The 21,617-nt window shown below is 54.1% G+C and carries 21 protein-coding genes and 1 tRNA gene; 10 read left to right on the plus strand and 12 right to left on the minus strand.

All coding sequences use genetic code 11. From position 1 onward, the window contains the following. Position 1: 1 nt before the first annotated feature. The 8 genes from accC to OLX08_RS12015 all read right to left on the minus strand — a co-directional run bounded on the left by accC (position 2) and on the right by OLX08_RS12015 (position 9,343). Complete coding sequence (gene accC, locus OLX08_RS11980; protein WP_391481627.1) at positions 2–1,351, minus strand: acetyl-CoA carboxylase biotin carboxylase subunit; 1,350 nt, start codon at positions 1,349–1,351, stop codon at positions 2–4. Between the two features lie 10 nt (positions 1,352–1,361). Continuing rightward, positions 1,362–1,859 (minus strand): acetyl-CoA carboxylase biotin carboxyl carrier protein, encoded by a 498-nt coding sequence (accB, locus tag OLX08_RS11985; RefSeq protein WP_341247295.1) that lies wholly within the window; start codon positions 1,857–1,859, stop codon positions 1,362–1,364. 149 nt (positions 1,860–2,008) lie between these two features. Further along, on the minus strand, positions 2,009–3,952 hold the full coding sequence (gene acs, locus OLX08_RS11990; RefSeq protein WP_391481628.1) for an acetate--CoA ligase: 1,944 nt from the start codon (positions 3,950–3,952) through the stop codon (positions 2,009–2,011). Positions 3,953–4,102: 150 nt separating this feature from the next. After that, the gene (locus OLX08_RS11995) at positions 4,103–4,858 is read right to left on the minus strand and encodes an ABC transporter ATP-binding protein (protein ID WP_048599977.1); all 756 of its coding nucleotides are present in this window, start codon (positions 4,856–4,858) and stop codon (positions 4,103–4,105) included. Positions 4,859–4,875: 17 nt separating this feature from the next. Beyond that, the gene (locus OLX08_RS12000; RefSeq protein ID WP_391481629.1) at positions 4,876–5,634 is read right to left on the minus strand and encodes an ABC transporter ATP-binding protein; all 759 of its coding nucleotides are present in this window, start codon (positions 5,632–5,634) and stop codon (positions 4,876–4,878) included. A gap of 12 nt (positions 5,635–5,646) precedes the next feature. Further along, positions 5,647–6,846, minus strand: a complete 1,200-nt coding sequence (locus OLX08_RS12005) for a branched-chain amino acid ABC transporter permease (protein ID WP_391481630.1) — start codon at positions 6,844–6,846, stop codon at positions 5,647–5,649. A gap of 4 nt (positions 6,847–6,850) precedes the next feature. Further along, entirely contained in the window at positions 6,851–7,882 is a 1,032-nt protein-coding gene (locus OLX08_RS12010) for a branched-chain amino acid ABC transporter permease (protein WP_048599974.1), read from the minus strand. Between the two features lie 123 nt (positions 7,883–8,005). Next, on the minus strand, positions 8,006–9,343 hold the full coding sequence (locus OLX08_RS12015; protein ID WP_391481631.1) for a substrate-binding protein: 1,338 nt from the start codon (positions 9,341–9,343) through the stop codon (positions 8,006–8,008). A 225-nt stretch (positions 9,344–9,568) separates the two neighbouring features. On the opposite strand from OLX08_RS12015, the gene OLX08_RS12020 reads away from it, so the two are divergent. The 5 genes from OLX08_RS12020 (at position 9,569) to OLX08_RS12040 (ending at position 15,702) form a co-directional block, all read left to right on the plus strand. Beyond that, positions 9,569–10,921, plus strand: a complete 1,353-nt coding sequence (locus OLX08_RS12020) for a helix-turn-helix domain-containing protein (protein ID WP_391481633.1) — start codon at positions 9,569–9,571, stop codon at positions 10,919–10,921. Between the two features lie 88 nt (positions 10,922–11,009). Continuing rightward, a complete protein-coding gene (locus OLX08_RS12025) occupies positions 11,010–11,378 on the plus strand; it encodes a response regulator transcription factor (protein WP_391481634.1) in 369 nt (122 codons plus the stop codon). 3 nt (positions 11,379–11,381) lie between these two features. After that, on the plus strand, positions 11,382–11,669 hold the full coding sequence (locus tag OLX08_RS12030) for a hypothetical protein (protein ID WP_341247493.1): 288 nt from the start codon (positions 11,382–11,384) through the stop codon (positions 11,667–11,669). Beyond that, entirely contained in the window at positions 11,666–14,332 is a 2,667-nt protein-coding gene (locus OLX08_RS12035; RefSeq protein WP_391481637.1) for an ATP-binding protein, read from the plus strand. Before OLX08_RS12030 ends, OLX08_RS12035 begins: the two co-directional genes overlap by 4 nt. A gap of 104 nt (positions 14,333–14,436) precedes the next feature. Next, positions 14,437–15,702, plus strand: coding sequence for a FliM/FliN family flagellar motor switch protein (locus tag OLX08_RS12040; RefSeq protein WP_391481638.1), 1,266 nt, complete (start codon positions 14,437–14,439; stop codon positions 15,700–15,702). Positions 15,703–15,784: 82 nt separating this feature from the next. On the opposite strand, the gene OLX08_RS12045 is transcribed toward OLX08_RS12040, so the two are convergent. Both OLX08_RS12045 and OLX08_RS12050 read right to left on the minus strand, forming a co-directional pair. Continuing rightward, positions 15,785–16,210 (minus strand): TIGR01244 family sulfur transferase, encoded by a 426-nt coding sequence (locus tag OLX08_RS12045; protein WP_391481639.1) that lies wholly within the window; start codon positions 16,208–16,210, stop codon positions 15,785–15,787. A gap of 79 nt (positions 16,211–16,289) precedes the next feature. Beyond that, positions 16,290–17,294 carry an ester cyclase gene (locus tag OLX08_RS12050; RefSeq protein ID WP_391481640.1) on the minus strand — a complete coding sequence of 335 codons (1,005 nt, stop codon included), beginning with the start codon at positions 17,292–17,294 and terminating at the stop codon, positions 16,290–16,292. A 97-nt stretch (positions 17,295–17,391) separates the two neighbouring features. Between OLX08_RS12050 and OLX08_RS12055 the strand changes: the two genes are divergently transcribed. Then, positions 17,392–17,919 carry an ester cyclase gene (locus tag OLX08_RS12055; RefSeq protein WP_334067989.1) on the plus strand — a complete coding sequence of 176 codons (528 nt, stop codon included), beginning with the start codon at positions 17,392–17,394 and terminating at the stop codon, positions 17,917–17,919. Between the two features lie 21 nt (positions 17,920–17,940). On the opposite strand, the gene OLX08_RS12060 is transcribed toward OLX08_RS12055, so the two are convergent. Continuing rightward, entirely contained in the window at positions 17,941–18,177 is a 237-nt protein-coding gene (locus tag OLX08_RS12060; protein WP_341247488.1) for a hypothetical protein, read from the minus strand. 90 nt (positions 18,178–18,267) lie between these two features. Between OLX08_RS12060 and OLX08_RS12065 the strand changes: the two genes are divergently transcribed. Continuing rightward, on the plus strand, positions 18,268–18,549 hold the full coding sequence (locus tag OLX08_RS12065) for a DUF2312 domain-containing protein (protein WP_074842187.1): 282 nt from the start codon (positions 18,268–18,270) through the stop codon (positions 18,547–18,549). Between the two features lie 79 nt (positions 18,550–18,628). On the opposite strand, the gene OLX08_RS12070 is transcribed toward OLX08_RS12065, so the two are convergent. After that, a complete protein-coding gene (locus OLX08_RS12070) occupies positions 18,629–19,510 on the minus strand; it encodes a hypothetical protein (RefSeq protein ID WP_391481642.1) in 882 nt (293 codons plus the stop codon). A gap of 153 nt (positions 19,511–19,663) precedes the next feature. Here OLX08_RS12070 and OLX08_RS12075 point away from each other — a divergent pair. The 3 genes from OLX08_RS12075 to OLX08_RS12085 all read left to right on the plus strand — a co-directional run bounded on the left by OLX08_RS12075 (position 19,664) and on the right by OLX08_RS12085 (position 21,609). Continuing rightward, positions 19,664–19,739, plus strand: a tRNA-Thr gene (locus OLX08_RS12075). A 61-nt stretch (positions 19,740–19,800) separates the two neighbouring features. Beyond that, positions 19,801–20,955, plus strand: a complete 1,155-nt coding sequence (locus OLX08_RS12080) for a DUF6538 domain-containing protein (RefSeq protein WP_391481644.1) — start codon at positions 19,801–19,803, stop codon at positions 20,953–20,955. Positions 20,956–21,027: 72 nt separating this feature from the next. Then, positions 21,028–21,609, plus strand: coding sequence for a hemerythrin domain-containing protein (locus tag OLX08_RS12085; RefSeq protein WP_391481646.1), 582 nt, complete (start codon positions 21,028–21,030; stop codon positions 21,607–21,609). The last annotated feature ends 8 nt before the right edge of the window (positions 21,610–21,617 follow it).

Here is a 21,617-nt window from a genome sequence, read left to right on the forward strand (position 1 = left end):
CTTAGCCCTGCAAGTTTGTTTCAAGCCAGTGTTCAAGCCAATGGATATCATAATTACCATCCAGAATGTCTTGCTCTGCCAGAAGTGCGTAAAACAGCGGAACAGTTGTATCGACACCGTCAACAATCAGCTCTCCCAAGGCACGGTTGAGACGCGCTAAAGCTTCGGGGCGGTCGCGTCCATGAACGATCAATTTGCCGATCAAGCTGTCGTAGTAGGGCGGGATTGAATAGCCATCATAGAGGGCGGAATCCATACGCACCCCCAAGCCGCCGGGCGCGTGATACTGGGTGATCTTGCCGGGGCAGGGCGCAAAGTTTGGCAGGCGCTCTGCATTGATCCGAACTTCGATGGAGTGGCCGTTGATCTCAAGATCGTCTTGGCCAAACGTCATATCTTCACCGGCCGCCACAAGGATTTGTTCGCGGACCAGATCAACGCCAAAGATGCCCTCAGTAACGGGGTGTTCCACTTGAAGGCGGGTGTTCATCTCGATGAAGTAAAATTCGCCATTCTCATAAAGAAACTCGATTGTGCCTGCGCCGATATAGTTGATGTCGGCCACAGCATTTGCACAGATTTCCCCAATCTTAGCGCGCGTTTCGGCGTCAATTGAGGGCCCGGGAGCCTCTTCAAAGACCTTTTGGTGGCGACGTTGCAGTGAGCAGTCGCGCTCCCCGAGGTGAACGGCTTTGCCCTTACCGTCGCCAAACACCTGAATTTCGATGTGGCGCGGTGTATCGAGGTATTTCTCAATATAGACTTCATCGTTGCCGAAGTTTGCTTTGCCTTCAGAACGCGCAGTGCGGAAAGCGTTAGTCATTTCCTCTTCGGAATTGGCCACTTTCATGCCTTTACCGCCGCCACCTGCAGTTGCTTTGATGATTACCGGATAGCCAATGTCACGACCAACTTGCAGCGCGGTTTCAAGATCAGGCACGCCACCGTCAGAGCCTGGAACACATGGCACGCCAAGGCGTTTCATTGTGTCTTTGGCTGTGATCTTGTCACCCATGACACGGATGTGCTCGGCTGTGGGGCCAATAAAGGTGATCCCGTGATCCTGCAAAATCTGCACGAAATTAGCGTTCTCAGACAAAAAGCCATAGCCGGGGTGGATCGCTTGGGCGCCGGTTACTTCGCAAGCTGCAACAATCGCGGCAACGTTCAGGTAACTGTCAGTAGATGAGGGCGGCCCGATACAGATGGCTTCGTCGGCCATGCGTACGTGCATCGCGTCACTGTCAGCTGTTGAGTGGACTGCAACGCTGCCGATGCCCATCTCGCGGCAAGCACGGATGACGCGAAGGGCAATCTCGCCGCGGTTCGCAATGAGGATTTTATCGAACATGCTGACTGCCTTATTCGATGATCATCAAAGGTGCGCCGAACTCAACTGCGTCACCATCAGCAACCAAGATACGTTTCACTGTGCCTGAGCGCGGGGCGGGGATGTGGTTCATCGTTTTCATTGCTTCGATGATCAACACGGTGTCGCCTTCGTTGACTTGTGCGCCAACGCTTACAAACGCGGGGCTACCGGGTTCGGCCTGCAGATACGCTGTGCCGACCATGGGTGAGGCCACTGCGCCGGGGTGATCTGATGGGTCCTCACTGGCAGCAGTTGCTGCGGGCGCTGCTGCGGCGGGCGCTGGCGCTGCGGCAACTGGTGCTGCAACGGCGGCCACTGCAGGGGCTGCGGCTTGGACCACATTTGTTTGTTTGCTCACACGCACGTTTAGGCTGTCGTTTTCGCCGTAGTCGCGTTTTACCTGCAATTCAGTCAGTTCGTTTTCATTCAAAAGAGCTGCAAGTGCCTGAATAAACTCAACATCTGTCTCGTGGGGTTTCTTCGCCATGATCTTATTATCCCTCTGATCTTCCCGTGGGCTATTACCACTTATTCCGCTCGTGTATAGGCCAAGGTTTTCCCAAGGGAAAGCACCCGCATGTTGTTTTCACATGCAGGTGCTGATCACGTTTTCGGGGAAGGGGAGCCGAAAGTGGCTTAGCCCTTTCGGTTCATCCGATTTTCGATCAGATCGTCCACCACACTTGGGTCCGCAAGTGTTGAGGTGTCGCCCAGTGTCGCAAAGTCATCTTCGGCGATCTTGCGCAAAATACGGCGCATGATTTTGCCCGAGCGTGTTTTCGGCAAACCCGGTGCCCATTGGATCAGGTCCGGCTTGGCGATTGGCCCGATTTCTGAGCGCACCCATGTTTCAAGCTCTTTGCGCAGCGCGTCTGATGGCTCTTCACCGGTCATCAGGGTGACATAGGCGTAGATACCTTGCCCTTTGATGTCATGGGGGTAGCCCACAACAGCGCTTTCGGCGACTTTGGCATGCGCAACCAATGCGCTTTCAACTTCCGCCGTCCCCATGCGGTGGCCAGATACGTTGATCACGTCGTCCACACGGCCAGTGATCCAGTAATCACCGTCTGCGTCGCGGCGGCACCCGTCACCTGTGAAATAGTAGCCTTTGTAGTCTGAGAAATACGTTTTCTCAAAACGCTCATGGTCGCCCCAAACAGTGCGCATTTGACCCGGCCAGCTGTCTTTGATGACAAGAACGCCTTCAACGTCGTTACCGTGGATTTCCTCGCCAGAGGTTGCGTCCAGAACTGCAGGCTCAATGCCGAAGAATGGTTGTTGCGCCGAGCCCGGCTTGAGGGTTGTTGCACCAGGCATCGGTGTCATCAAGTGACCACCCGTTTCTGTTTGCCACCATGTGTCAACGATGGGGCAGGTACCTTTGCCGACAACGTCGTTGTACCAATTCCACGCCTCTGGGTTGATCGGCTCACCAACCGTGCCCAAAACTTTGAGCGCTGACAAATCGCATTTTTCCACAAACTCGTTACCTTGCCCCATCAAGGCGCGGATGGCGGTCGGAGCTGTGTAGAATTGGTTTACGCTGTGCTTTTCGCAAACCTGCCAAAAACGGCTGGCATCGGGATAGGTTGGGACACCTTCAAACATCACTGTGGTCGCACCATTAGCGAGGGGGCCGTAGACGATATAGCTGTGGCCCGTGACCCAACCCACGTCTGCGGTGCACCAATAGACGTCACCGTCGTGGTAATCGAACGTGTATTGATGGGTCATTGCCGCATAGACAAGATAGCCGCCAGAGGTGTGCACAACGCCCTTCGGCTGACCGGTTGAACCGGATGTATATAGGATGAACAGCGGATCTTCGGCGCCCATCTCAACGGGAGCGAATGTGGTGTCTGCTTTTGCGGCCAAGGCGTTGTAATCTACGTCGCGGTCAGTCCATGCGACGTCGCCACCTGTGCGCTTTACCACAAGGCTTTTCACGCTTGCGTCACAGCTTTCAAGTGCTTTGTCGGTGTTGGATTTCAGTGCGGTGTTGCGTCCGCCCCGGGGGGCTTCATCAGCGGTAATCACAACTTTTGCTTCGCAGCCGTTGATCCGTGACGCCAGCGCATCAGGCGAGAAACCAGCAAACACGATTGAGTGGATCGCACCCATCCGCGCACAAGCCAACATGGCGTAGGCAGCTTCGGGGATCATCGGCAGGTACAGCACAACGCGGTCACCCTTGGTGACGCCAAGATCGGCAAGCACATTCGCCATGCGGCAGGTGTTGTCGTGCAACTCTTGGTAGGTGATGTGCTTTGCTTCGTCTGTCGGGCTGTCAGGCTCCCAGATGATCGCAGTTTGATTGGCGCGTGTCGCAAGATGGCGGTCGATGCAGTTGGCGGCCACGTTCAGCGTGCCATCTGCGTACCAATTAATTTTCACCTGACCTAATGTGTAATCGACGTCTTTGACCTCGGTGAACGGCTTGATCCAATCGATGCGTTTGCCTTCGTTGCCCCAGAACGCAGCGGGGTCGGCGATGCTTGCGGCGTATGTCTTGGCATAGCCTTCCGCATCAATATGGGCGTTTTTTGCAAATTCGTGTGAGGGGCTCAGGTCAGACATTTTGTCAGCCTCCTTCAATCAATTGGTAAGGGAGCGATTACGACAGCGCCATATGGGACTGTGCAGAATAAATAGAACGAGTGTGCTATGTGCGCCGCGCCAAACATCAGTTTGTGATGGGGCAGGGCGGCGCACATGAAGGTGGGGTACTTAAATCGCGAGGTACTCAGAGCGCAGCTCGGCGTTCTCCAGAACCTCTTGAGCGGTGCCGTCAAAGACGATGCCACCAGTATCAAGGATCACCGCACGGTCAGCCAACTCAAGCGCACGCACAGCGTTTTGCTCAACGATGACAGTTGTGATGCCTTGCTCTTTGATGGTCATCAGCGTCTTTTCGATCTCGTCGACGATGACGGGGGCAAGACCTTCGTAAGGCTCATCGAGCAGCAGCACTTTGATGTCGCGGGCAAGTGCGCGAGCAATCGCGAGCATCTGTTGCTCACCACCTGATAGGGTAATGCCTTCTTGCTTACGACGCTCGCCAAGGCGCGGGAACATCTCATAGAGGCGCTCGTGCGACCAACCGATGGGCGGTGCAATCTGTGCCAGTGTGATGTTTTCCTCAACGGTCAAGCCGGGGATGATGCGACGGTCTTCTGGCACAAGGCCCAGACCCGCACCGGCAGCTTGGTGGCTGGACATTTGGTGAAGCGGCTGGTGGTCGAGCCAAATCTCGCCCTTGCGTACTTCGGGGTCACCCATGCGCGCGATAGAGCGCAGGGTCGATGTTTTACCAGCACCGTTGCGGCCCAAAAGTGCGAGGATTTCACCTTCGTGGACGTTAAAGCTGACGCCTTGCACGATGTAGCTTTCGCCGTAGTAGGCGTGCATGTCCCAAACGCTAAGGAATGCTGGTGCAGTCGCGGCTTGGTTGGCGTTTTTGCTGAAGTCGGGTTTTACATTCATTGTTCTGTATCCTTCCCTTAATCCACGCTCTCGCCGAGGTAGGCTTCGCGTACTTTCGGGTGGCCCTTAATGTTTTCGGGCGTGTCTTCGACCAACGGTGTGCCTTGTGCCAAAACGGTGATCCGCTCTGCCAGTGAGAAAACGACGTGCATATCGTGTTCGATGATCGCGATTGTGATGTCGCGCTCTTCTTTGATCTGCTTGAGAAGGTCGATTGTGTTGTTTGTATCTGCACGCGCCATGCCGGCTGTTGGCTCATCAAGCAGCAGCAGACGTGGATCTTGTGACAAACACATCGCAATCTCGAGGCGGCGTTTATCACCGCGCGACATGGAGCCCGTCAGCATGTGACGTTTATCGGCCAGGTTCATGTCCTCAAGCATTTGCATCGCTTTGTCCTGCACTTCGGCCTGTGATGTCACAGAACCGATGGCGTTCATCGCAAATGCACCGTCACGCTTTGCAAAGCAGGGGATCAACATGTTTTCCATAACGCTCAAATCTGTAAAGATTTCAGGTGTTTGGAACACACGGCTAATGCCCATCTGGCAGATTTCGTAAGGCGTGCGGCCCAAGACCGATTGCCCTTCGAAAGTAACCGAGCCCGTGTCGGGGATCAGTTTACCAATCAGACAGTTCAGGAGGGTGGATTTACCCGCACCGTTTGGTCCGATGATTGCGTGGACGCTGTTCTCAGCAACGCTGAGGTTAACATCACCAAGGGCTTGCAGACCGCCGAAACGTTTGCCGACCCCTTTGACTTCTAGAATACCCATAATTCAGGCTCCTTATTCTGCGGGTTCGACGTTGGCGGATGATTTGTCATCGGCCTTCGCTTTGCGTTTGAACATTGCACCGATGCGCTGTCCGCCTTCAACCAAGCCACCTGGCAGGAAGATAACGACAAGCATGAACACGATACCAAGTGTGAGGTGCCAGCCTTTACCGATGAACGGGTAGAGCATTGCAACGATCACATCTTCGAGGCCATCCGGCATGAAGGCAAACCACTGGTGCAGAACGCTTTCGTTGATCTTGGAGAAGATGTTCTCGAAGTATTTGATCATACCTGCGCCCAAAACGGGGCCGATCAATGTACCTGCGCCGCCAAGGATGGTCATCAAGACAACCTCACCAGATGCAGTCCACTGCATACGCTCTGCGCCTGCAAGGGGGTCCATTGAAACCATCAGACCGCCAGCAAGACCTGCATACATGCCCGAGATGACAAAGCATGCCAGCATGTAAGGGCGTGTGTTGAGGCCTGTGTAGTTCAGGCGCTGTTGGTTCGATTTAATCGCACGCAACATCAGACCGAAAGGCGAGCGGAAGATACGGATCGCGGTGTAGAACGCCAAGATCATAACGACGGCGCACAAGTAGTACCCAACGTTGAACGTGAAAGTCCAACCACCCAACACCAGTTCTGCACTATCGCGCATTTGCATGCCGAAGATCGCAGGGGAGGGGATGTTGCCGCCAGAAGAGGCACCGTCAAGGATACGCGGATCGCTCAGCGCCGTTTGAAGGCCCGTTTCGCCACCTGTGATAGGGGTCAAAACCGAGGCTGCCAAAGCAAAGGACATTTGAGCGAACGCCAGTGTCAGGATTGAGAAGTAGATACCTGAGCGACGCAAGCTGATGTAGCCAATCGCGATTGAGAAGATACCGGCAACAAGTGTTGAGATCAGAATGGCTGGGATCACATTGATCGTCAGCAGTTTCATCATCCAAACACCGGCGTAGCTGCCCACACCCAAGAAGGCGGCGTGACCGAATGACAGGTATCCGGTCAGACCAAACAGCAGGTTGAAGCCAATGGCAAAGATGCCAAAGATCACAAAGCGCTGCATCAGGTCAGGGTAGCCTGCGTTGAATTGCGCCATCGCGCTTTCACCGGGGAAGGGGTTCAAGATGAACGGAGCAAACATAACGAGGCCTGCAACGATCAACAAAAGGTTAGCGTCTTTTTTGGCTAGTCCGAACATAGGATCAGTCCTCCATCACGCCTTTGCGACCCATAAGGCCACGGGGACGTGTCAATAGAATTAGAATGGCGACGAGGTAGATGATGATCTGGTTGATACCAGGCACCGCCTCAATCACGGCTTGCAGGGAGGCAAAGCTCTCTAGGATGCCGAGCAAGAAGCCAGCCAAGACTGCGCCAGGCAAGCTGCCCATGCCGCCAACAACAACCACAACGAAGGAGATCACGAGGAAGTCCATGCCCATGTGGTAGTTCGGCGGGTTGATCGGGGTGTACATAACACCCGCAAGACCTGCCACGGCGGCGGCCACACCAAACATGATGGTAAAGCGGCGGTCGATGTTGATGCCCAAAAGCCCAACAGTCTCGCGGTCAGCCATACCAGCCCGTACGACCATTCCGAATGTTGTGAACTGCAAGAAGGCAAATACGCCAGCAATCACAAGCATCGCAAAGAGGAAGTAGATAATGCGCCAGTAGGGGTAGATGATTTTATTGGCTTCGATACCCACAACAGCACCAAAATCAAACGAGCCGATAAACGCCTCGGGAGCGGGTGTCGGGATTTGGTTCGCGCCAAAGTAGTATTTGATGATCTCTTGTACCACGATCGCCAAACCGAACGTCACAAGGATCTGATCGGCGTGGGGGCGGTTGTAAAAGTGCTTAATCAAGCCACGCTCCATGATCACACCAATGCCGATCATGATCGGGATCGCAAACAGGATCGAGAGCGGAACGGCCCAGTCAATAATTGATGCGCCTAAGCTTTCTCCGAAGATGTCGTACAGATACGGCACCTCAACTTTGAGCGGGTTGCCCAAGAAGTCTGTGCGTGTTTCGTCCACAATTGTGTGGCTCAGCGTGAGCAGGCGGCTCAGGGTCACGGCGCAAAACGCGCCCATCATGAACAATGCCCCGTGAGCGAAGTTCACGACACCCAAGGTGCCAAAAATGAGCGTCAAGCCAAGAGCAATCAACGCGTATGCGCTGCCCTTGTCCAGTCCGTTCAGGATTTGCAGGATAAACTGGTCCATTTGGCCCCCCTTGAGGTTCCCAGATTACAGGCAACACGTGCCTGATTTAGTCATGTATTGTTAGGTTTTAGGTGTCCTGTCCGCCGGTGCATGTGCGTGGCGGACAGGACGAAGGTCTAAGGCTTATGCGCCTGGGTTACATGAACCCAGCTCGCCGCCGAAGATTGACGCGTCGTAAGTCACTTGACCTACAGGTGTCACTTCTACGATTTCCAGCAAGTCGAACTCGTTCTCTGGGTTCTCTTTACCCTTCACAACAAGCACGTCTTTGAAGCACTGGTGGTCTTCAGCGCGGTACAGCGTCTTGCCGTTGCCCATGCCGTCGAACTCAAAGTCTGCAAGTGCTTCGTCAACCGCACATGGGTTGAATGAGCCAGCGCGAGCAACCGCATCCGCATACAGCAGGGTTTGCACGTAGCATGTGTGCGCAGCCTGGCTGGGTGGGAAGCCGTATTTTGTGCCGAATGACTTAACGAATGCTTTTGAGCCTTCGTCGGTCAGTGACCAGTGCCAGTTTGTTGAACCGAAGATGCCGGCAACGTTTTTACCAGCACCCTTCGCCATCAGGCGTGAGTAGAGCGGCACAACGATTTCGAAGTTCTTACCGTTTGCTTGTGCAGCGCGCAGGCCGAACTGAACAGCAGATGTCAGGGAGTTAACCATGTTTCCGCCGTAGTGGTTCAGAACCAGAACGTCGGCGCCAGAGTTAAGAACCGGAGCAACGTATGAGGAGAAGTCAGTCTGTGCCAGCGGTGTTTTCACAGCTGCAACAGTTTCCCAACCCATCGCTTCGGTTGATGTGCGGACAGCTTCTTCTGTGGTGTAACCCCAGTTGTAGTCCGCAGTCAGGTGGTATGCCTTACGGTCAGTGCCGTAGTTGTTGGCAAGCACTGGCGCAAGCGCCGCACCGGACATGTATGAGTTGAAGAAGTGACGGAAACCATTGGCTTTCTTGTCTTTACCAGTGGTGTCGTTTGAGTGGGTCAGACCCGCCATGAACACGATACCAGCTTCTTGGCAAAGCGCTTGAACAGCAACCGCAACACCTGAAGAAGAGCCGCCGGAAATCATCACAGCGCCGTCTTTTTCGATCATGGAGCGTGCAGACGCACGTGCCGCATCGGGCTTGGTCTGTGTGTCACCTGTGACATATTCGACTTTTTTGCCCAAAATGCCGTTACCTTCGAGCACTTTTGAGCTGAATGTGTTCAGCAAACCGCCGTCGCCGCCACCGTTCAGGTGTTCAACAGCAAGTTCAAATGCGCGCAGCTCGTCAGCACCTTCGTCCGCATATGGGCCGGTTTGTGGTACGTTGAAGCCAAGTGTCACTGTGCTGCCTGTTGGCGCGTTAGTGAAACCAGAGTGGCCAGCAGCGTTCAGGTATGTTGGCAGAGCCAGACCTGCGCCGGCAACTGCGCCGGTCTTGATCACGCCACGGCGTGTCAGGTTAGAATTAGACATTTAAGTCCTCCCTTAGTTTTGTTGGTAATTGCCGCTCGTTTCCTCCCCGACCGGCAACACCATGCACTTATGTGCTGCGGCCAGCTTAGGCGGCTTTGTTAAGAATACAACAAATGTGCGTAACAAAACGATTTATTTGTAAATAAAATCACAATATGCTTGTGTATACTGTAAATTGATTTTCTCGCACCTGCAGAAAGCCGTTGGAATGTCTGGATATTAATTATGAATATGAGATCGCTGACAGGGAGCCGCATCCGTGAACGGCGGATGAGTTTGGGGCTGAGGCAAGGTGATTTGGCCAAGTCTATCGGGATCAGCGCCTCGTACCTTAACTTGATCGAGCACAACAGGCGCAGAATCGCGGGTAAATTGCTGACGGAACTTGCGCGTGCCTTGTCTGTTGAGGTTACGGCCCTGACCGACGGGGCGGAGGCCAGTAAAGTGGCCGCGCTTCAAGGTGCTGCGGCGTCGGCAGAGGCGGCGCAGTTGGGCGTGTCTCTTGATACTGAACAGCTTGAAGAAATTGCGGGCCGGTTTCCTACATGGGCGGACCTGATTGCACAGCAGCACCAGAAAATCCGCGCGCTTAATCACATCGTTGATACGCTTTCGGACCGGTTGGCCCATGATCCGTTTTTGTCGACTTCGCTGCATGACGTGATCACCACCGTGACGTCGATCCGTTCGTCCAGCTCGATCTTGGCAAAAGAAGATGAGCTTGACCCCGAGTGGCGTAAAAGATTTGAACGCAACATTTTCAACGACAGCCGCCGCCTTGCGGAAAGCGCGCAGTCTTTGGCCAACTATCTTGATGGGGCGGCGGATGCTTCTGCAACTCTTGGCTCGCCTCAGGAGGAAGTTGACCGCGTTCTTGAAAATCGTGGCTTTAGCTTTGAGGCGCTTGAGGGCGGTGCCGCTCCGCAAGGTGTTGTGACGTCCCTGATTGATGAAGCAAACTTGCGCAGCCCACAAGCGGCTGGCCTTTTGCGCGTGGTGTTGCAACGCTATCAGCAAGACGCGGGCCTTCTGCCTATGTCTACTTTGCTCAAGGCGCTTGATGCTGACCTTGGCGGTGACTCAGGGCAGAGGCAGCTGAACCCTGTGCGCTTGGCGGCGCGGTTGCAAATGCCTCTTGAGGTCGTGTTGCGTCGTTTGGCCCATATCCCTGAAGACAAAGCGCCTTTTCCGATGGGGTTGGTGATTTGTGATGCATCTGGCACATTGATTTACCGCAAGCCTGTGGCAGGCTTTGACGTGCCGCGTGTCGGGGCGCCTTGTGCGCTTTGGCCCATGTTTCGTGCGTTGAACCTGCCAATGCAGCCCCTGCGCGCAGTGGTTCAGCAGGTAGGGGCATCGCGGCCTGCGATGCGCGCTTTTGCGGTTTCCACGCCCGTTGTTATGGGTGATTTTGACCGACCTGCCATCTATGAAGCGACCATGTTGATTGCCGCAGACACGACTGCGCCGCCCTCGGAGGCGGAAAAAGTTGGTCCCAGTTGTCGTATTTGTTCGGTCTCGGAATGCGCAGTCCGCCGCGAGCCGTCTGTATTGGCCGATACCATAAGTGCCTTTTGACAACAGCGCGTGGATAGGTACAACTGATCAAGCTGGACAAATGCACAAATCAAGATGCGTTGGCAGCGGTTCCGGGGAGGAAACATGAATGAGTGAGACGAAGACCGTCCTGTTGGTGGAGGACGAGCCAAATATTATGGAGGCGTTGCGGTTTGTGCTGGAGCGCGATGATTGGCGCGTTTTAACTCACTCGGACGGTGCGACAGCGCTTGGTGCAATTACGGATATCGCGCCCCATGTGGTAGTGCTTGATGTCATGCTTCCTAACAAATCGGGTTTTGATATTCTGCGAGAATTGCGCGCGGGTCAAAACACAGTGCCTGTTTTGATGTTGACCGCGCGCGGACAACAAAAAGACCGCGATATGGCGATTGAGGCAGGGGCGAACCGGTTTATGACAAAGCCCTTTGCAAACCGCGATGTTCGTGACGCACTTAACACGTTGATTGCGCAGTAACCCATGGCTGGCTTGCCCAAAACGGTCTTTTTGCAGCGCGACACCTATCGTCGCCGACGTATCGGGGATGCCATTAAGTTGCTGCCAATAGCGGGTGTTGTTCTGTTTTTCATGCCGTTGCTGTTGGGCACGCCCGAGCAACCTGCGCAAACCTCAAGCTTGGGGCTTTTCATTTTCTTTAGCTGGTTTGCCCTAATTGGGATGTCGGTCCTTCTTGTGGCGCTATTCAACAGAACGCCAAATACGCCCCGCGAGGCCGAAAAACCAAGCGCCGAGGACCCTTTGGGATGAGCTTTAACCTGCTGATCCTTGCATCGCTCGGCTATGTGGTCCTTTTGTTCATTGTGGCTTTCGTCGCTGAAGATCGGGCCGCACGCGGGCACAGCGGTTGGGCACGGTCCCCTTGGGTTTATACGCTGTCGCTCTCTGTCTATTGTACCGCTTGGACATTCTACGGCGCTGTCGGATTTGCGGCGCGCTCAGGTCTTGAGTTCTTGACCATCTACCTTGGGCCGACCCTAGTGTTGGTTGGCTGGTGGTGGCTGTTGCGCAAGCTGGTCCAGATAGGCAAGGCCCAACGGATCACGTCCATCGCTGACTTGCTGTCATCGCGTTACGGGAAGTCCAACTTGGTGGGTGCAATTGTGACCGTGCTCGCGGTGATTGGAACCACGCCCTACATCGCGCTGCAACTTCAATCCGTGTCCCTTTCGTTTGCTGCATTCGCCAGCAACGCGCCCCTTGGCCCGCTTGATGTGGCCAAAACAACAGGGATTTGGGTGGCTATTGGGCTTGCGCTTTTTGCGATTTTATTCGGAACGCGCAACTTGGACGTAAACGAGCGCCATCACGGGGTGGTCACGGCCATTGCTGTAGAGGCGGTTGTAAAGCTGTTTGCGCTGATCGCTGTGGGAATATTCGTTGTCTGGGGCGTGGCAGACGGGGCTGCTGACATTAAGAACCGGATCGATGCATCTGAAATTGCTCAATTTAATGTGGATAACCCCCGATGGATTGGCCTGACGTTTTTGTCAGCGGCAGCGTTCATTTGTTTGCCGCGTATGTTTCAGGTGCTTGTGGTTGAGAACGAAGATGAGAATAATCTGAGCATCGCAAGTTGGGCTTTCCCTCTCTACCTCGCAGCGATGAGCCTTTTCGTGGTGCCTATCGCAGTTGTCGGGTTGGAGTTGCTGCCCGAAGGGTCCAATCCTGACTTATTTGTGTTGACCATTCCGCTGACCCAAGGGGCAGATGGGCTGGCGCTTTTGGCTTTCTTGGGTGGGTTCTCATCGGCTACGTCTATGGTGATTGTGGCCGCTCTGGCGCTTGCCACGATGGTGTCGAACAACATGGTCATGCCGCTATATCTGCGTGCGCAAAACATTGGGGCCACGGTATCGGGCGATGTGCGGGCGGTGGTTTTGGTGTCGCGCAGGCTGTCGATCGTGGCGGTGCTTTTGCTGGGCTACATCTACTACGCAGTTTCTGGCGGCACTGTGGCGCTGTCGTCCATTGGCCTCATCTCGTTCGTAGGGGTTGCACAGGTGCTGCCTGCGTTGATCGGTGGGCTGTTTTGGCGCGGCGGCACGCGCACCGGCGCGGCCCTTGGCTTGATCGTGGGGTTCAGCATTTGGATGTATACGCTGCTGCTGCCTACATTGTTTGCGGATACGAACGTGTATTCTAGCATCGTGCGTGATGGGCTTTTCGGAATTGAGTGGCTGCGCCCATATTCGCTCTTTGGGGTGACGCGCCTTGATCCGATTGTGCATTCCGTTTTCTGGACAATGTTGTTGAACGCGTCCGCTTTCATTATCGCCTCGATCTGTAGTTTTCCCAATCCTGTTGAGCGCTTGCAGGCCACGACTTTTGTGAATGTGTTTGACCTTGCGGAAGAAACCGGTGGTTGGCGTGGTGCCGCGATTGAGGCGGAAGATCTGCTTGTGATGGCGCAGCGCATCATTGGGGGGCGTGATGCGCAACGGCTCTTTACGCAAGTGGCGCGAAAGCAGGGTAAAGAAGGATATTTGCCCGATATCACGCCAGACTTCATCACTGTGCTTGAGCGCCGTTTGGCAGGCTCGGTCGGTGCGGCAACTGCTCACGCGATGATGGGGCAGATTACGGGCGGCTCCTCAGTTTCTGTCGAAGAGCTCATGGCCGTGGCCGATGAGACGGCTCAAATGTTGGAGTACTCCAACCAGCTTGAGGTAAAATCGGCCGAGTTGGAACGCACCGCCCGTCAATTGCGCAATGCGAACGAAAAGCTGACTGCGTTGTCTGTGCAAAAAGACGCGTTTTTGAGCCAGATCAGCCATGAATTACGTACGCCCATGACCTCCATTCGCGCGTTTTCTGAGATCTTGCGCGAGGGGGATGTGAACGGCGCAGAACGGACCCGTTACGCAGACATTATCCACGATGAGGCGCGCCGCCTGACGCGGCTTTTGGATGATTTGCTGGATTTGGCCGTGTTGGAAAATGGTCAGGTTAGCCTTAATATCGAGAACGCGCGCCTTGAACAGCTGATCAACCGCGCCATCGACGCTTGTGTGAATTCTGGCTCTCAGATGCACATCAAACGCAACCGCACGAATGAGGCGATCATGCTGGCCACTGACCCTGATCGTCTGGCGCAGGTTTTCATCAACCTTATCACGAACGCGCAAAAATACTGCGATGCACCCAAGCCGGAATTACGCATCAAGATCGCAGATTTGGGGTCGTCTGTTCAAGTTGATTTCATCGACAACGGAAGCGGGATCGGTGTTGCGCAACAAGCTGTTATCTTTGAAAAATTCTCACGATTGACAGATCATGCACGTGCAGGTGGTGCAGGGCTCGGGCTTGCGATTTGTCGCGAAATCGTCGGCAAACTTGGCGGGACAATTGAGTATCTTCCAGGCCAAGACGGGGCCGCGTTTCGGGTCACTTTAGCAAAATCGCTGCCTTAGGGGCAGTAAGGCGTCATACTTCACAATCAAACAGCCGTGTCAACGATTTGGTAACTGCCCTGTGGTCTAAGCTGCTGAAACGGTCGCAGTGAGGACTAAATGGCATGAGCACGCCGTCACCGCAGCCTGCATTGCGGCGCAAAATTAAACCGAACCTGAACAAGGTCGATACCACAGGGCTGCAAGAACGCGCCCTGCGCCTTTTGGTGTCTCGCGCGGGGCAGGGCTGTCATGATGTTGATGTGGCTACATCGAACATGCATTTTGATGTGGTTTCCCTTGAAAGCTTGTTGGAGACGCTTGAAGACGGCTTGATGATGCGCCTTCTTGAGGGGGCTGGTGGGCAGCGCGGGTTGATGTGCATTTCCGTGGGCGCAATCGCTGCACTTGTTGAAGTGCAACTTACGGGGAAAGTGTCGCCGACCGCAGCGCCTGAGCGGGCAGCTACACGTACGGATGCGCGATTGGCGCAACCGTTTACCCAAGAAATTCTGAACGCTCTTGCCGAGCAACCTAAGGTATTCGGCGGCGCATCGTCTTTTGATATTGGTGCAGTCTTTGCTGAAAAACGGCTTGTTCCGTTGGCACTTGAAAGTGGTGATTTCCATGTCATCCGCATGACGGTCGATTTTAACCTGGGCGCGAAATCTGGTGATATCATTTTTGCATTTCCGGTGGTGGTCGAGCCGCCTGTTGAGGCGCCGATCATCGCGCTGGATGATGCGCGCAGCCCGCGTGATATTTTGGGCGATGGGCGGGTTTCGCTTAGGGCCGTTTTGCACCGTGTCACCATGCCTTACAGCGCGTTGCGGGATTTAAAGGTTGGTGATTGTGTTAACATTCCGCGCAACGCACCAAGACAGATGCGCCTTGAGGCAGAGGGCCGCGTTGTTGCACTCGGGATGTTGGGCATGATTAATGGGTCAAAGGCTGTGCGTCTTGGCCATGACACCACGACCGAGCAGATGGAGCCACTACATGGCGGTTTGGGGAACGGTGCGGCGGGGCTTGCTGGCTTGTCGTCCGAGCAAACGGCGATCAGCGGAATGCCTGAGCTACCGAGCAGTTATGATACACCTGCAGAGACACCAGGCCCCGGCTTTCCGGGTGCACTTGAAGGGTTCACTACTGTTGAAGATTTGCCTGATGTTGGGCTGTCTTTACCCGAGAATGGCGCACCTCTGTCTGATGATCTTCTTGAGCCAACAGATGACGCCGCACCTATGCCAACTGCTGAGATGGCAGGATCACCAGATGCTTTTGATGCAGAAAGCTTGCCGCCGCTGGACATGACAGACCTGTCGCCGCTTGGTGATGGCGAGATGCCAGACTTCCCGCCCATCCCCGATTTCCCACCGCTACCAGAATGAACGCAATGGCAGATTTGCTATGGGTATTTGTGTTACTTGCGGGGCCAACCAGATCAGGATTAGCCGTTTGCCAAAGCAGTTATCAAGCCTTGGCGAGCGCTTCAATTTGCGGGCGCAGGCCTTCCATTTGATAGCCACCGCGCGCGGCAGCCTCGATAATGTCATCCGTCGGCAGCTGACCTGCCATGGCGAGGCACCAAACCATGGTTGAGCGCGTCCCACTTGCGCAATAGGCAAAGACAGGGCCTTCAGCCGATTGCAGCAGTTCAGCTTGTTTGGTCACGTGGTCCATAGAAAGCATCGGGCTTGCAAATTGGTTCAACAGTAGCGTCAGTCCTGCTGCGTCTGCCGCTTTTTGCATTTCATCAACATGTAGGGAGGCGGGGTTTTCTGCGTCTGGCCGGTTACAGATAACTGTTTTGTAGCCTGCCTCGGCAACTGCATAAAAGTCCTGTGGCTCAATCTGGGGTGCCACGGCAAAGTCGGGGGTGAGAACGCGTAAATCCATGAGTAATTCTTAAGTTGGAAACGCGCAGAGGTCTACGCGAAATGAAGGGAGGGGTGAGTGAGGCTGTGATTGGGGGCGGTTATAGCGTTAAATCAGGTTGCCCTGTCATGTGACGGACCCGCGCAAACAGATCTACGCCCATCTGAAGCGCGATGTGAATGACATCCATCGGGACCCAGTTTTCGGCAATCTTGTTGCCTTCAAGGCGGTAGAAATCCATCACACGCATTTCAATCATGCGGCCCGTTGGGGCCATGCCAAGCCATTCGCCGGTATGCGTGCCGCGTACCGATGGCCATCCTCCGGTCACGGCGTAAGGGCCGTCACTGATCCGAATGTAGTGTCCGGCACCTTGACGGTCATTGTAGGCACGCAGGAACGGAATTTGGTGGTGGGCGCGAAAGCCTTCAAGCCCGCGGGTGCTGCCAATACCAGCAGGTCCGTACCACATAAACGTATCGGTCCAGTAGTGGCCGTGGTTCATGCTATCGAGTGATTTGCCGTCAAAATTTCCCAGAGCGCCGTGCATTTTGAGAACTGTATCCATGGCGCTACTGTCGGTTGTTGAGGTGGTCAAACGCACGCCATCCCCAGTTGCAGGCGGCTGCCATTGCGCCTCAGCGCCGAGTGATTGTGGAAGCGGCCAGCATTGAGCTTGGCGCATCAGATCCAGCAGATCGAACATCACCCATGATTGAACGATCTTATCATCACGTAGCTCATGGGCTTCGCAAAACCTGATGTTGACTGTTCCATGGGTAGCGGGAATGCCCAACAGATCGCCGCGCATGGTGCCCTGCAGAACACCACTGCAGGCAACCAAATCGGCGGCCCGGTTAGTTGTGACCCGCGTATCTGGCAGGTTAGGCCCGCCAAGCACCATTTGGGTGCGGCGCTCCATGTCCGGTATGGCGGTGCGCAAAGTGTTCCACACATCCGCGATCTGTGCGTGACCCTTGCGTTCGTTAAACGGGTGAACGCCGCGCCATACGGCGTTGTCGTGATAGGCACTTTCAACCGGCGCACCTGCGACTAACGCATTCAAAAGCGCGGTTGTGCGAGCTTTCATGGTGGCATAAGTCATCTACGGTCTCCGGTTGTTTTATGTGTAAAATCAGCTATCTGGGAAGCATTGCGTTACATTTTGCGCCATGTCCATACCCAACCAAAAGGAGCCTGACATGAAAGGCAGCCGTCCCGAGCAAGCTGTGCTCACCAAAGATACAGATATGTCCAAAACCGAAAGTACCCGCGCGGTAATCGAAGGCATGGTCGATGGATTAAACGATCACCGCATCGTGGATATCGGTGAGTTTTTCTCCGAAGGTTTCCGTTGGATGGGCAATACCGGCTGTGGCACCAAAGAAGGCCTGCGCGCGTTTCAGGACAACTGGCAAAAGCCTTTTCAAGCGGCGTTCTCGGATAAGGTCTGCATTGATGAAGCGCGGCTTTACATGGGGGAATGGGCATCGGCCTTTGGTCGTCAGGAGGCCACGCATTCTGGCAAATTTATGGGTGTTGAGCCTACAGGCAAACGTATCGAGATCCGTTATATGGATTTCTGGAAAGTGGTCGATGGTAAGATCGTCGACAACTACGTGATGGTCGATTTTCCACACGTGCTGAGCCAGCTTGGTGTTGATGTATTCGGTGGTGAAGGCTGGGAGGCTTTTGATCGCGGCGAAAAAACTCCTCCATCACCTGCCTGAGTGATGCGAAGTGGTGGGTGCTCAGCCGAGGATGACGCCCATCACAACCATCATGAGGCCAATTGCAGAGACCAGAAAAGACCCCAAGTTCAGCGGCATAAGCGCGCCGAGCCTAGCTTTCAAAGCCTCGTCTTCCAGTTGCTCTTTTTGAGCTGCGCGAACTTTGACGATAAACATGACAATGCCAATGATCCCCAACGCAGTTAATACTGCGCCAGCAAAGATCACCATTTCGAAAACTGTAGAGCTTTGTTCCATGGCAGATGCGCTAAAGCAGATTGCGCGCCCACGCAAGCGCGGCTAGGTGTGGGCGGGATAATTCAGGAAGTAAAAATCAGGAGACGCGCGATGAGTGACTTTAACTCAAATGTTGTGGAAATGGATACCAAACCCGATAGCTACCGCGTCACGGCTGACGAATTGCGCGCTTTTGTGGAGCGGATCGAGCGTTTGGATGCAGAGAAAAAAGACATCGCAGAGCAACAAAAAGAAGTGATGGCCGAGGCAAAAGGCCGTGGCTATGACACCAAAGTGCTCCGCAAGATCATCGCGCTGCGCAAGCGTGAGGCCGATGATGTTGCCGAGGAAGAAGCAGTGCTTGAAATGTATAAAGAAGCGCTGGGTATGTAAGCGCTGTCTTTACGTGAAGTACGAAAAAGCCCCGCAGGTCCAACGCGGGGCTTTTTTGTATCTGCTTAGCGTCTGATGGCTAAGGCGCAATGAAATCAATACCCTGCATCTGCTCAATCACGGTGATATCGGCCTCATATGCATCCGTCAGGTGCTGGACGTAAGCTTCGTTCCAATGGGCAAGCTCGATGGGTTGCTCAATATCTATCAGGTCGGCACGGGCGTATTTGTCTAAAAATGCGACCATATTACGGCGTAGGTGGGCTTCGCTTTTGGCTGGGTTGTCGGCAATAAATGCGCGGAAACGCCGCGTGCCTTCGCGTAGCATAATTTTGGACAGCATATAATCCGTCTCGACCAGCGGGTCGTGGGGTTCAAGCCCCCCCATTTTGCGCATGATTTCACCCCAAAGAAGCGGGCTTTCCTCATTGCTCCAAACGGTTATTTTTGCATTGGGTAGTACCGCTTGGACACGTGCAATCATGTCAGACCAGCGAATGGACCCGGGATCAATTCCGCCCAAAAGGCTGCCGCGCTGTTCGGGCTCTAGCTTGCCCAACATATCCGCGATCAAAGTAGCGGGGTTGCGAATGCCCAAGAATATTTCGATCTGATCTTGGGGAAATAGGCTGCGCAGACCGGAGAGTTTGAATTCGAGCTGTGAGTACAGCTGACCGCCATCGAAAATACGTGCGGGAACACAGATAAAACTTTCATGGCTGAGAATGGTCCGGTCAACGTCATCTTCCTCGACAATCGCATCGAGCAGCACTTCGCGCGCATCAGGTGCAGGGGCCGCGCCGTTTAGAGTCTGAATCGTTTCCCGAAGAAGCCGTCGATAGCGCCCGGGCCCCGGAACAGCGGTTCCCACATCGGACAGAATCTCTTTGTTCATCAACAAGCATTTCAGCAACCTATCCTCATCGGTGCAGTGCGCCCCTATGTGTAGTGCGATTTGCATGATTTATTCCTTATCTTCTGGCGCTTAGGTGCTTTTGCCCCTTGGTTTTCGGGCAGTTTTTCAATGAAAATGAATAAAGTTTGATTGGGACGTAAAAATGGCACGATTGGCCCCTTGTCATGGCAGAATCTTTTGGCTAAACGCTTCCGCAGTGCCCCTATAGCTCAGCTGGTAGAGCAACTGATTTGTAATCAGTAGGTCCGCGGTTCGAGTCCGTGTGGGGGCACCACTACCAACCATAAAGCATTGTAATACCTCACTAATTCGACTGATCGAGTGAGCCGTAGACCATGCTGGCAACCAAATCTAATAGCTATACGTTCCAAAAAAATGGAATCTGGTATTTCTCCCGTAGAGTTCCCGCTGATTTGCGGCGGCATTATCGTACAGGCAGGATTGCTTACTCTCTGAGGACTAAATCAGTCAGGGATGCTCGTATTAGGGCGATGAGTGATGCGGCTAAGTTAGACAGACATTGGCATATTCTACGTATCTCTTCAGATGATTTGCCTGGTAAACATTTGCTCACTGATGCTGTGGAGGAGCCCGTCGCTGAGCCCGCTGCCGATGAGCATTCCCTCAAAGACGCTGTGGCTGTTTATCTGCGCTTAAAGGGGCATGATCGCCCGCCGACCTTTGAAGCTGCCGTAAGGCGTTCCTGCGGCTACCTGATTGACTGCTGCGGCATGAAGGCCCTGAAAGATTACCTTCGATCCGATGCTACCAAGTTTCGAGATTATCTATTCGCTAAGGGGCTTAATGGGGCTTCTGTGGCAAGGATCTTTGGTACAGTCAGGGCCGTTATAAACTTGGCTCTGAGTGAGTTTGGGCTCGCCATCGTCAACCCTTTCTCAAACGTCTACTTCAACCAAAAAGAAGGGGTAAAGAAGCGGCTGCCTGTTAAGACTGAGGACATCAAGAAGGTACAGGCTGAGTGTTATAAGGCTGACGATGAAATGCGCTGGCTAGTAGCCCTAGTAGCTGACACGGGCATCAGACTTGCTGAGGGCGCTGGGCTGCTGAGGTCAGACTTCATAAACAAGGATGGTATCCTCTGCGTGAGTATCAAACCTCATCCTTGGCGTTCCTTGAAGACAGCCAGCAGTGAACGGGTAGTCCCGTTGGTTGGCTCAGCTAAGTGGGCCGCAGAACGAATACTTGAACACCCCAACAGCAGTCAGTTTGCATTCCCTAAGTACAACAATGGTGAACGAACGAGTGCGAACTCAGCCAGTGCGGCCCTTAACAAGTGGCTGAAAGGAAAGATTGGCGAAGGGTACACGATGCACAGCTTCCGTCACTCCATGCGAGACAGGCTACGAGCGGTAGAGTGCCCTAGCGACATTATAGATCAGATTGGTGGATGGCTAACGCAAGGAGTGGGTGCTTCATATGGGGAAGGCTACAGTCCGGAAGTTATGCAGAAGTGGCTGCTGCTTAGTTGAGTGCTCCGTAGGCGGCTATTGTGTTGTGTCGATATTCTTGACTCAGAAGCAGTAAGGGCTTTTTTAGTCAGTATGACTGATCTTTCAATCCTGCCGCTACATGACCTGACAATCGATGAGGCCTCACGGCCGACAGCACCTAAGGTTGCAGCTGCCACAGATATGCACCGCCGAAAAGGTCGACAGCTTGCGGCAATCCATCGTCATTATCTGATGGAAATGGCTCAGATTGGTGCGGTACTGGAAAGGATCGAAGCTAAAGATACGCCACCTGAGCACCTGAAGAAGATTGTGCTCTCACTTGATATGGCGGAAAACTTCCGAGTGTTTGGATCACTTTGTGGGCGTGAATGCCAAGTCCTGAAGTTTCATCACGACATCGAAAGTTCGGACATGTTTCCTCGACTTGAAGCGGCAGGGGGAGGCATGTTCCAGCAGATTGTAGCCAAGCTGCTGTCCGAACACGAGGTAGTGCACGAATTGATCATTCGCCTCGGCCGAGCGGCAGAGGAGTTGGCCACAGATCCCAACGAAGCTAACTTCATTGGTGCCTCGCAGGTATATCGAAAGCTAGAAGAGGTTGTGCGTTCTCATTTTGGCTACGAAGAAGCGGAACTAGAGGAAGCGATCGGGTATTACCTCGGGGGCATTTAACGGCGAAG

The sequence above is a fragment of the Nereida ignava genome, from assembly GCF_047114695.1.
Taxonomy (GTDB): Bacteria; Pseudomonadota; Alphaproteobacteria; order Rhodobacterales; family Rhodobacteraceae; genus Nereida; species Nereida ignava.

What these genes read in the sequence shown, in the direction of transcription:
- OLX08_RS12015 (WP_391481631.1), bottom strand. Translation starts at nt 9,343, where the DNA reads ATGTCTAATTCTAACCTGACACGCCGTGGCGTGATCAAGACCGGCGCA.
- OLX08_RS12080 (WP_391481644.1), top strand. Translation starts at nt 19,801, where the DNA reads ATGCTGGCAACCAAATCTAATAGCTATACGTTCCAAAAAAATGGAATC.
- accB (WP_341247295.1), bottom strand. Translation starts at nt 1,859, where the DNA reads ATGGCGAAGAAACCCCACGAGACAGATGTTGAGTTTATTCAGGCACTT.
- OLX08_RS12070 (WP_391481642.1), bottom strand. Translation starts at nt 19,510, where the DNA reads ATGCAAATCGCACTACACATAGGGGCGCACTGCACCGATGAGGATAGG.
- OLX08_RS12040 (WP_391481638.1), top strand. Translation starts at nt 14,437, where the DNA reads ATGAGCACGCCGTCACCGCAGCCTGCATTGCGGCGCAAAATTAAACCG.
- OLX08_RS12055 (WP_334067989.1), top strand. Translation starts at nt 17,392, where the DNA reads ATGAAAGGCAGCCGTCCCGAGCAAGCTGTGCTCACCAAAGATACAGAT.
- OLX08_RS12025 (WP_391481634.1), top strand. Translation starts at nt 11,010, where the DNA reads ATGAGTGAGACGAAGACCGTCCTGTTGGTGGAGGACGAGCCAAATATT.
- OLX08_RS12065 (WP_074842187.1), top strand. Translation starts at nt 18,268, where the DNA reads ATGAGTGACTTTAACTCAAATGTTGTGGAAATGGATACCAAACCCGAT.
- OLX08_RS12010 (WP_048599974.1), bottom strand. Translation starts at nt 7,882, where the DNA reads ATGGACCAGTTTATCCTGCAAATCCTGAACGGACTGGACAAGGGCAGC.
- OLX08_RS12030 (WP_341247493.1), top strand. Translation starts at nt 11,382, where the DNA reads ATGGCTGGCTTGCCCAAAACGGTCTTTTTGCAGCGCGACACCTATCGT.
- OLX08_RS11995 (WP_048599977.1), bottom strand. Translation starts at nt 4,858, where the DNA reads ATGAATGTAAAACCCGACTTCAGCAAAAACGCCAACCAAGCCGCGACT.
- accC (WP_391481627.1), bottom strand. Translation starts at nt 1,351, where the DNA reads ATGTTCGATAAAATCCTCATTGCGAACCGCGGCGAGATTGCCCTTCGC.
- acs (WP_391481628.1), bottom strand. Translation starts at nt 3,952, where the DNA reads ATGTCTGACCTGAGCCCCTCACACGAATTTGCAAAAAACGCCCATATT.
- OLX08_RS12050 (WP_391481640.1), bottom strand. Translation starts at nt 17,294, where the DNA reads ATGACTTATGCCACCATGAAAGCTCGCACAACCGCGCTTTTGAATGCG.
- OLX08_RS12060 (WP_341247488.1), bottom strand. Translation starts at nt 18,177, where the DNA reads ATGGAACAAAGCTCTACAGTTTTCGAAATGGTGATCTTTGCTGGCGCA.
- OLX08_RS12000 (WP_391481629.1), bottom strand. Translation starts at nt 5,634, where the DNA reads ATGGGTATTCTAGAAGTCAAAGGGGTCGGCAAACGTTTCGGCGGTCTG.
- OLX08_RS12045 (WP_391481639.1), bottom strand. Translation starts at nt 16,210, where the DNA reads ATGGATTTACGCGTTCTCACCCCCGACTTTGCCGTGGCACCCCAGATT.
- OLX08_RS12020 (WP_391481633.1), top strand. Translation starts at nt 9,569, where the DNA reads ATGAATATGAGATCGCTGACAGGGAGCCGCATCCGTGAACGGCGGATG.
- OLX08_RS12085 (WP_391481646.1), top strand. Translation starts at nt 21,028, where the DNA reads ATGACTGATCTTTCAATCCTGCCGCTACATGACCTGACAATCGATGAG.
- OLX08_RS12035 (WP_391481637.1), top strand. Translation starts at nt 11,666, where the DNA reads ATGAGCTTTAACCTGCTGATCCTTGCATCGCTCGGCTATGTGGTCCTT.
- OLX08_RS12005 (WP_391481630.1), bottom strand. Translation starts at nt 6,846, where the DNA reads ATGTTCGGACTAGCCAAAAAAGACGCTAACCTTTTGTTGATCGTTGCA.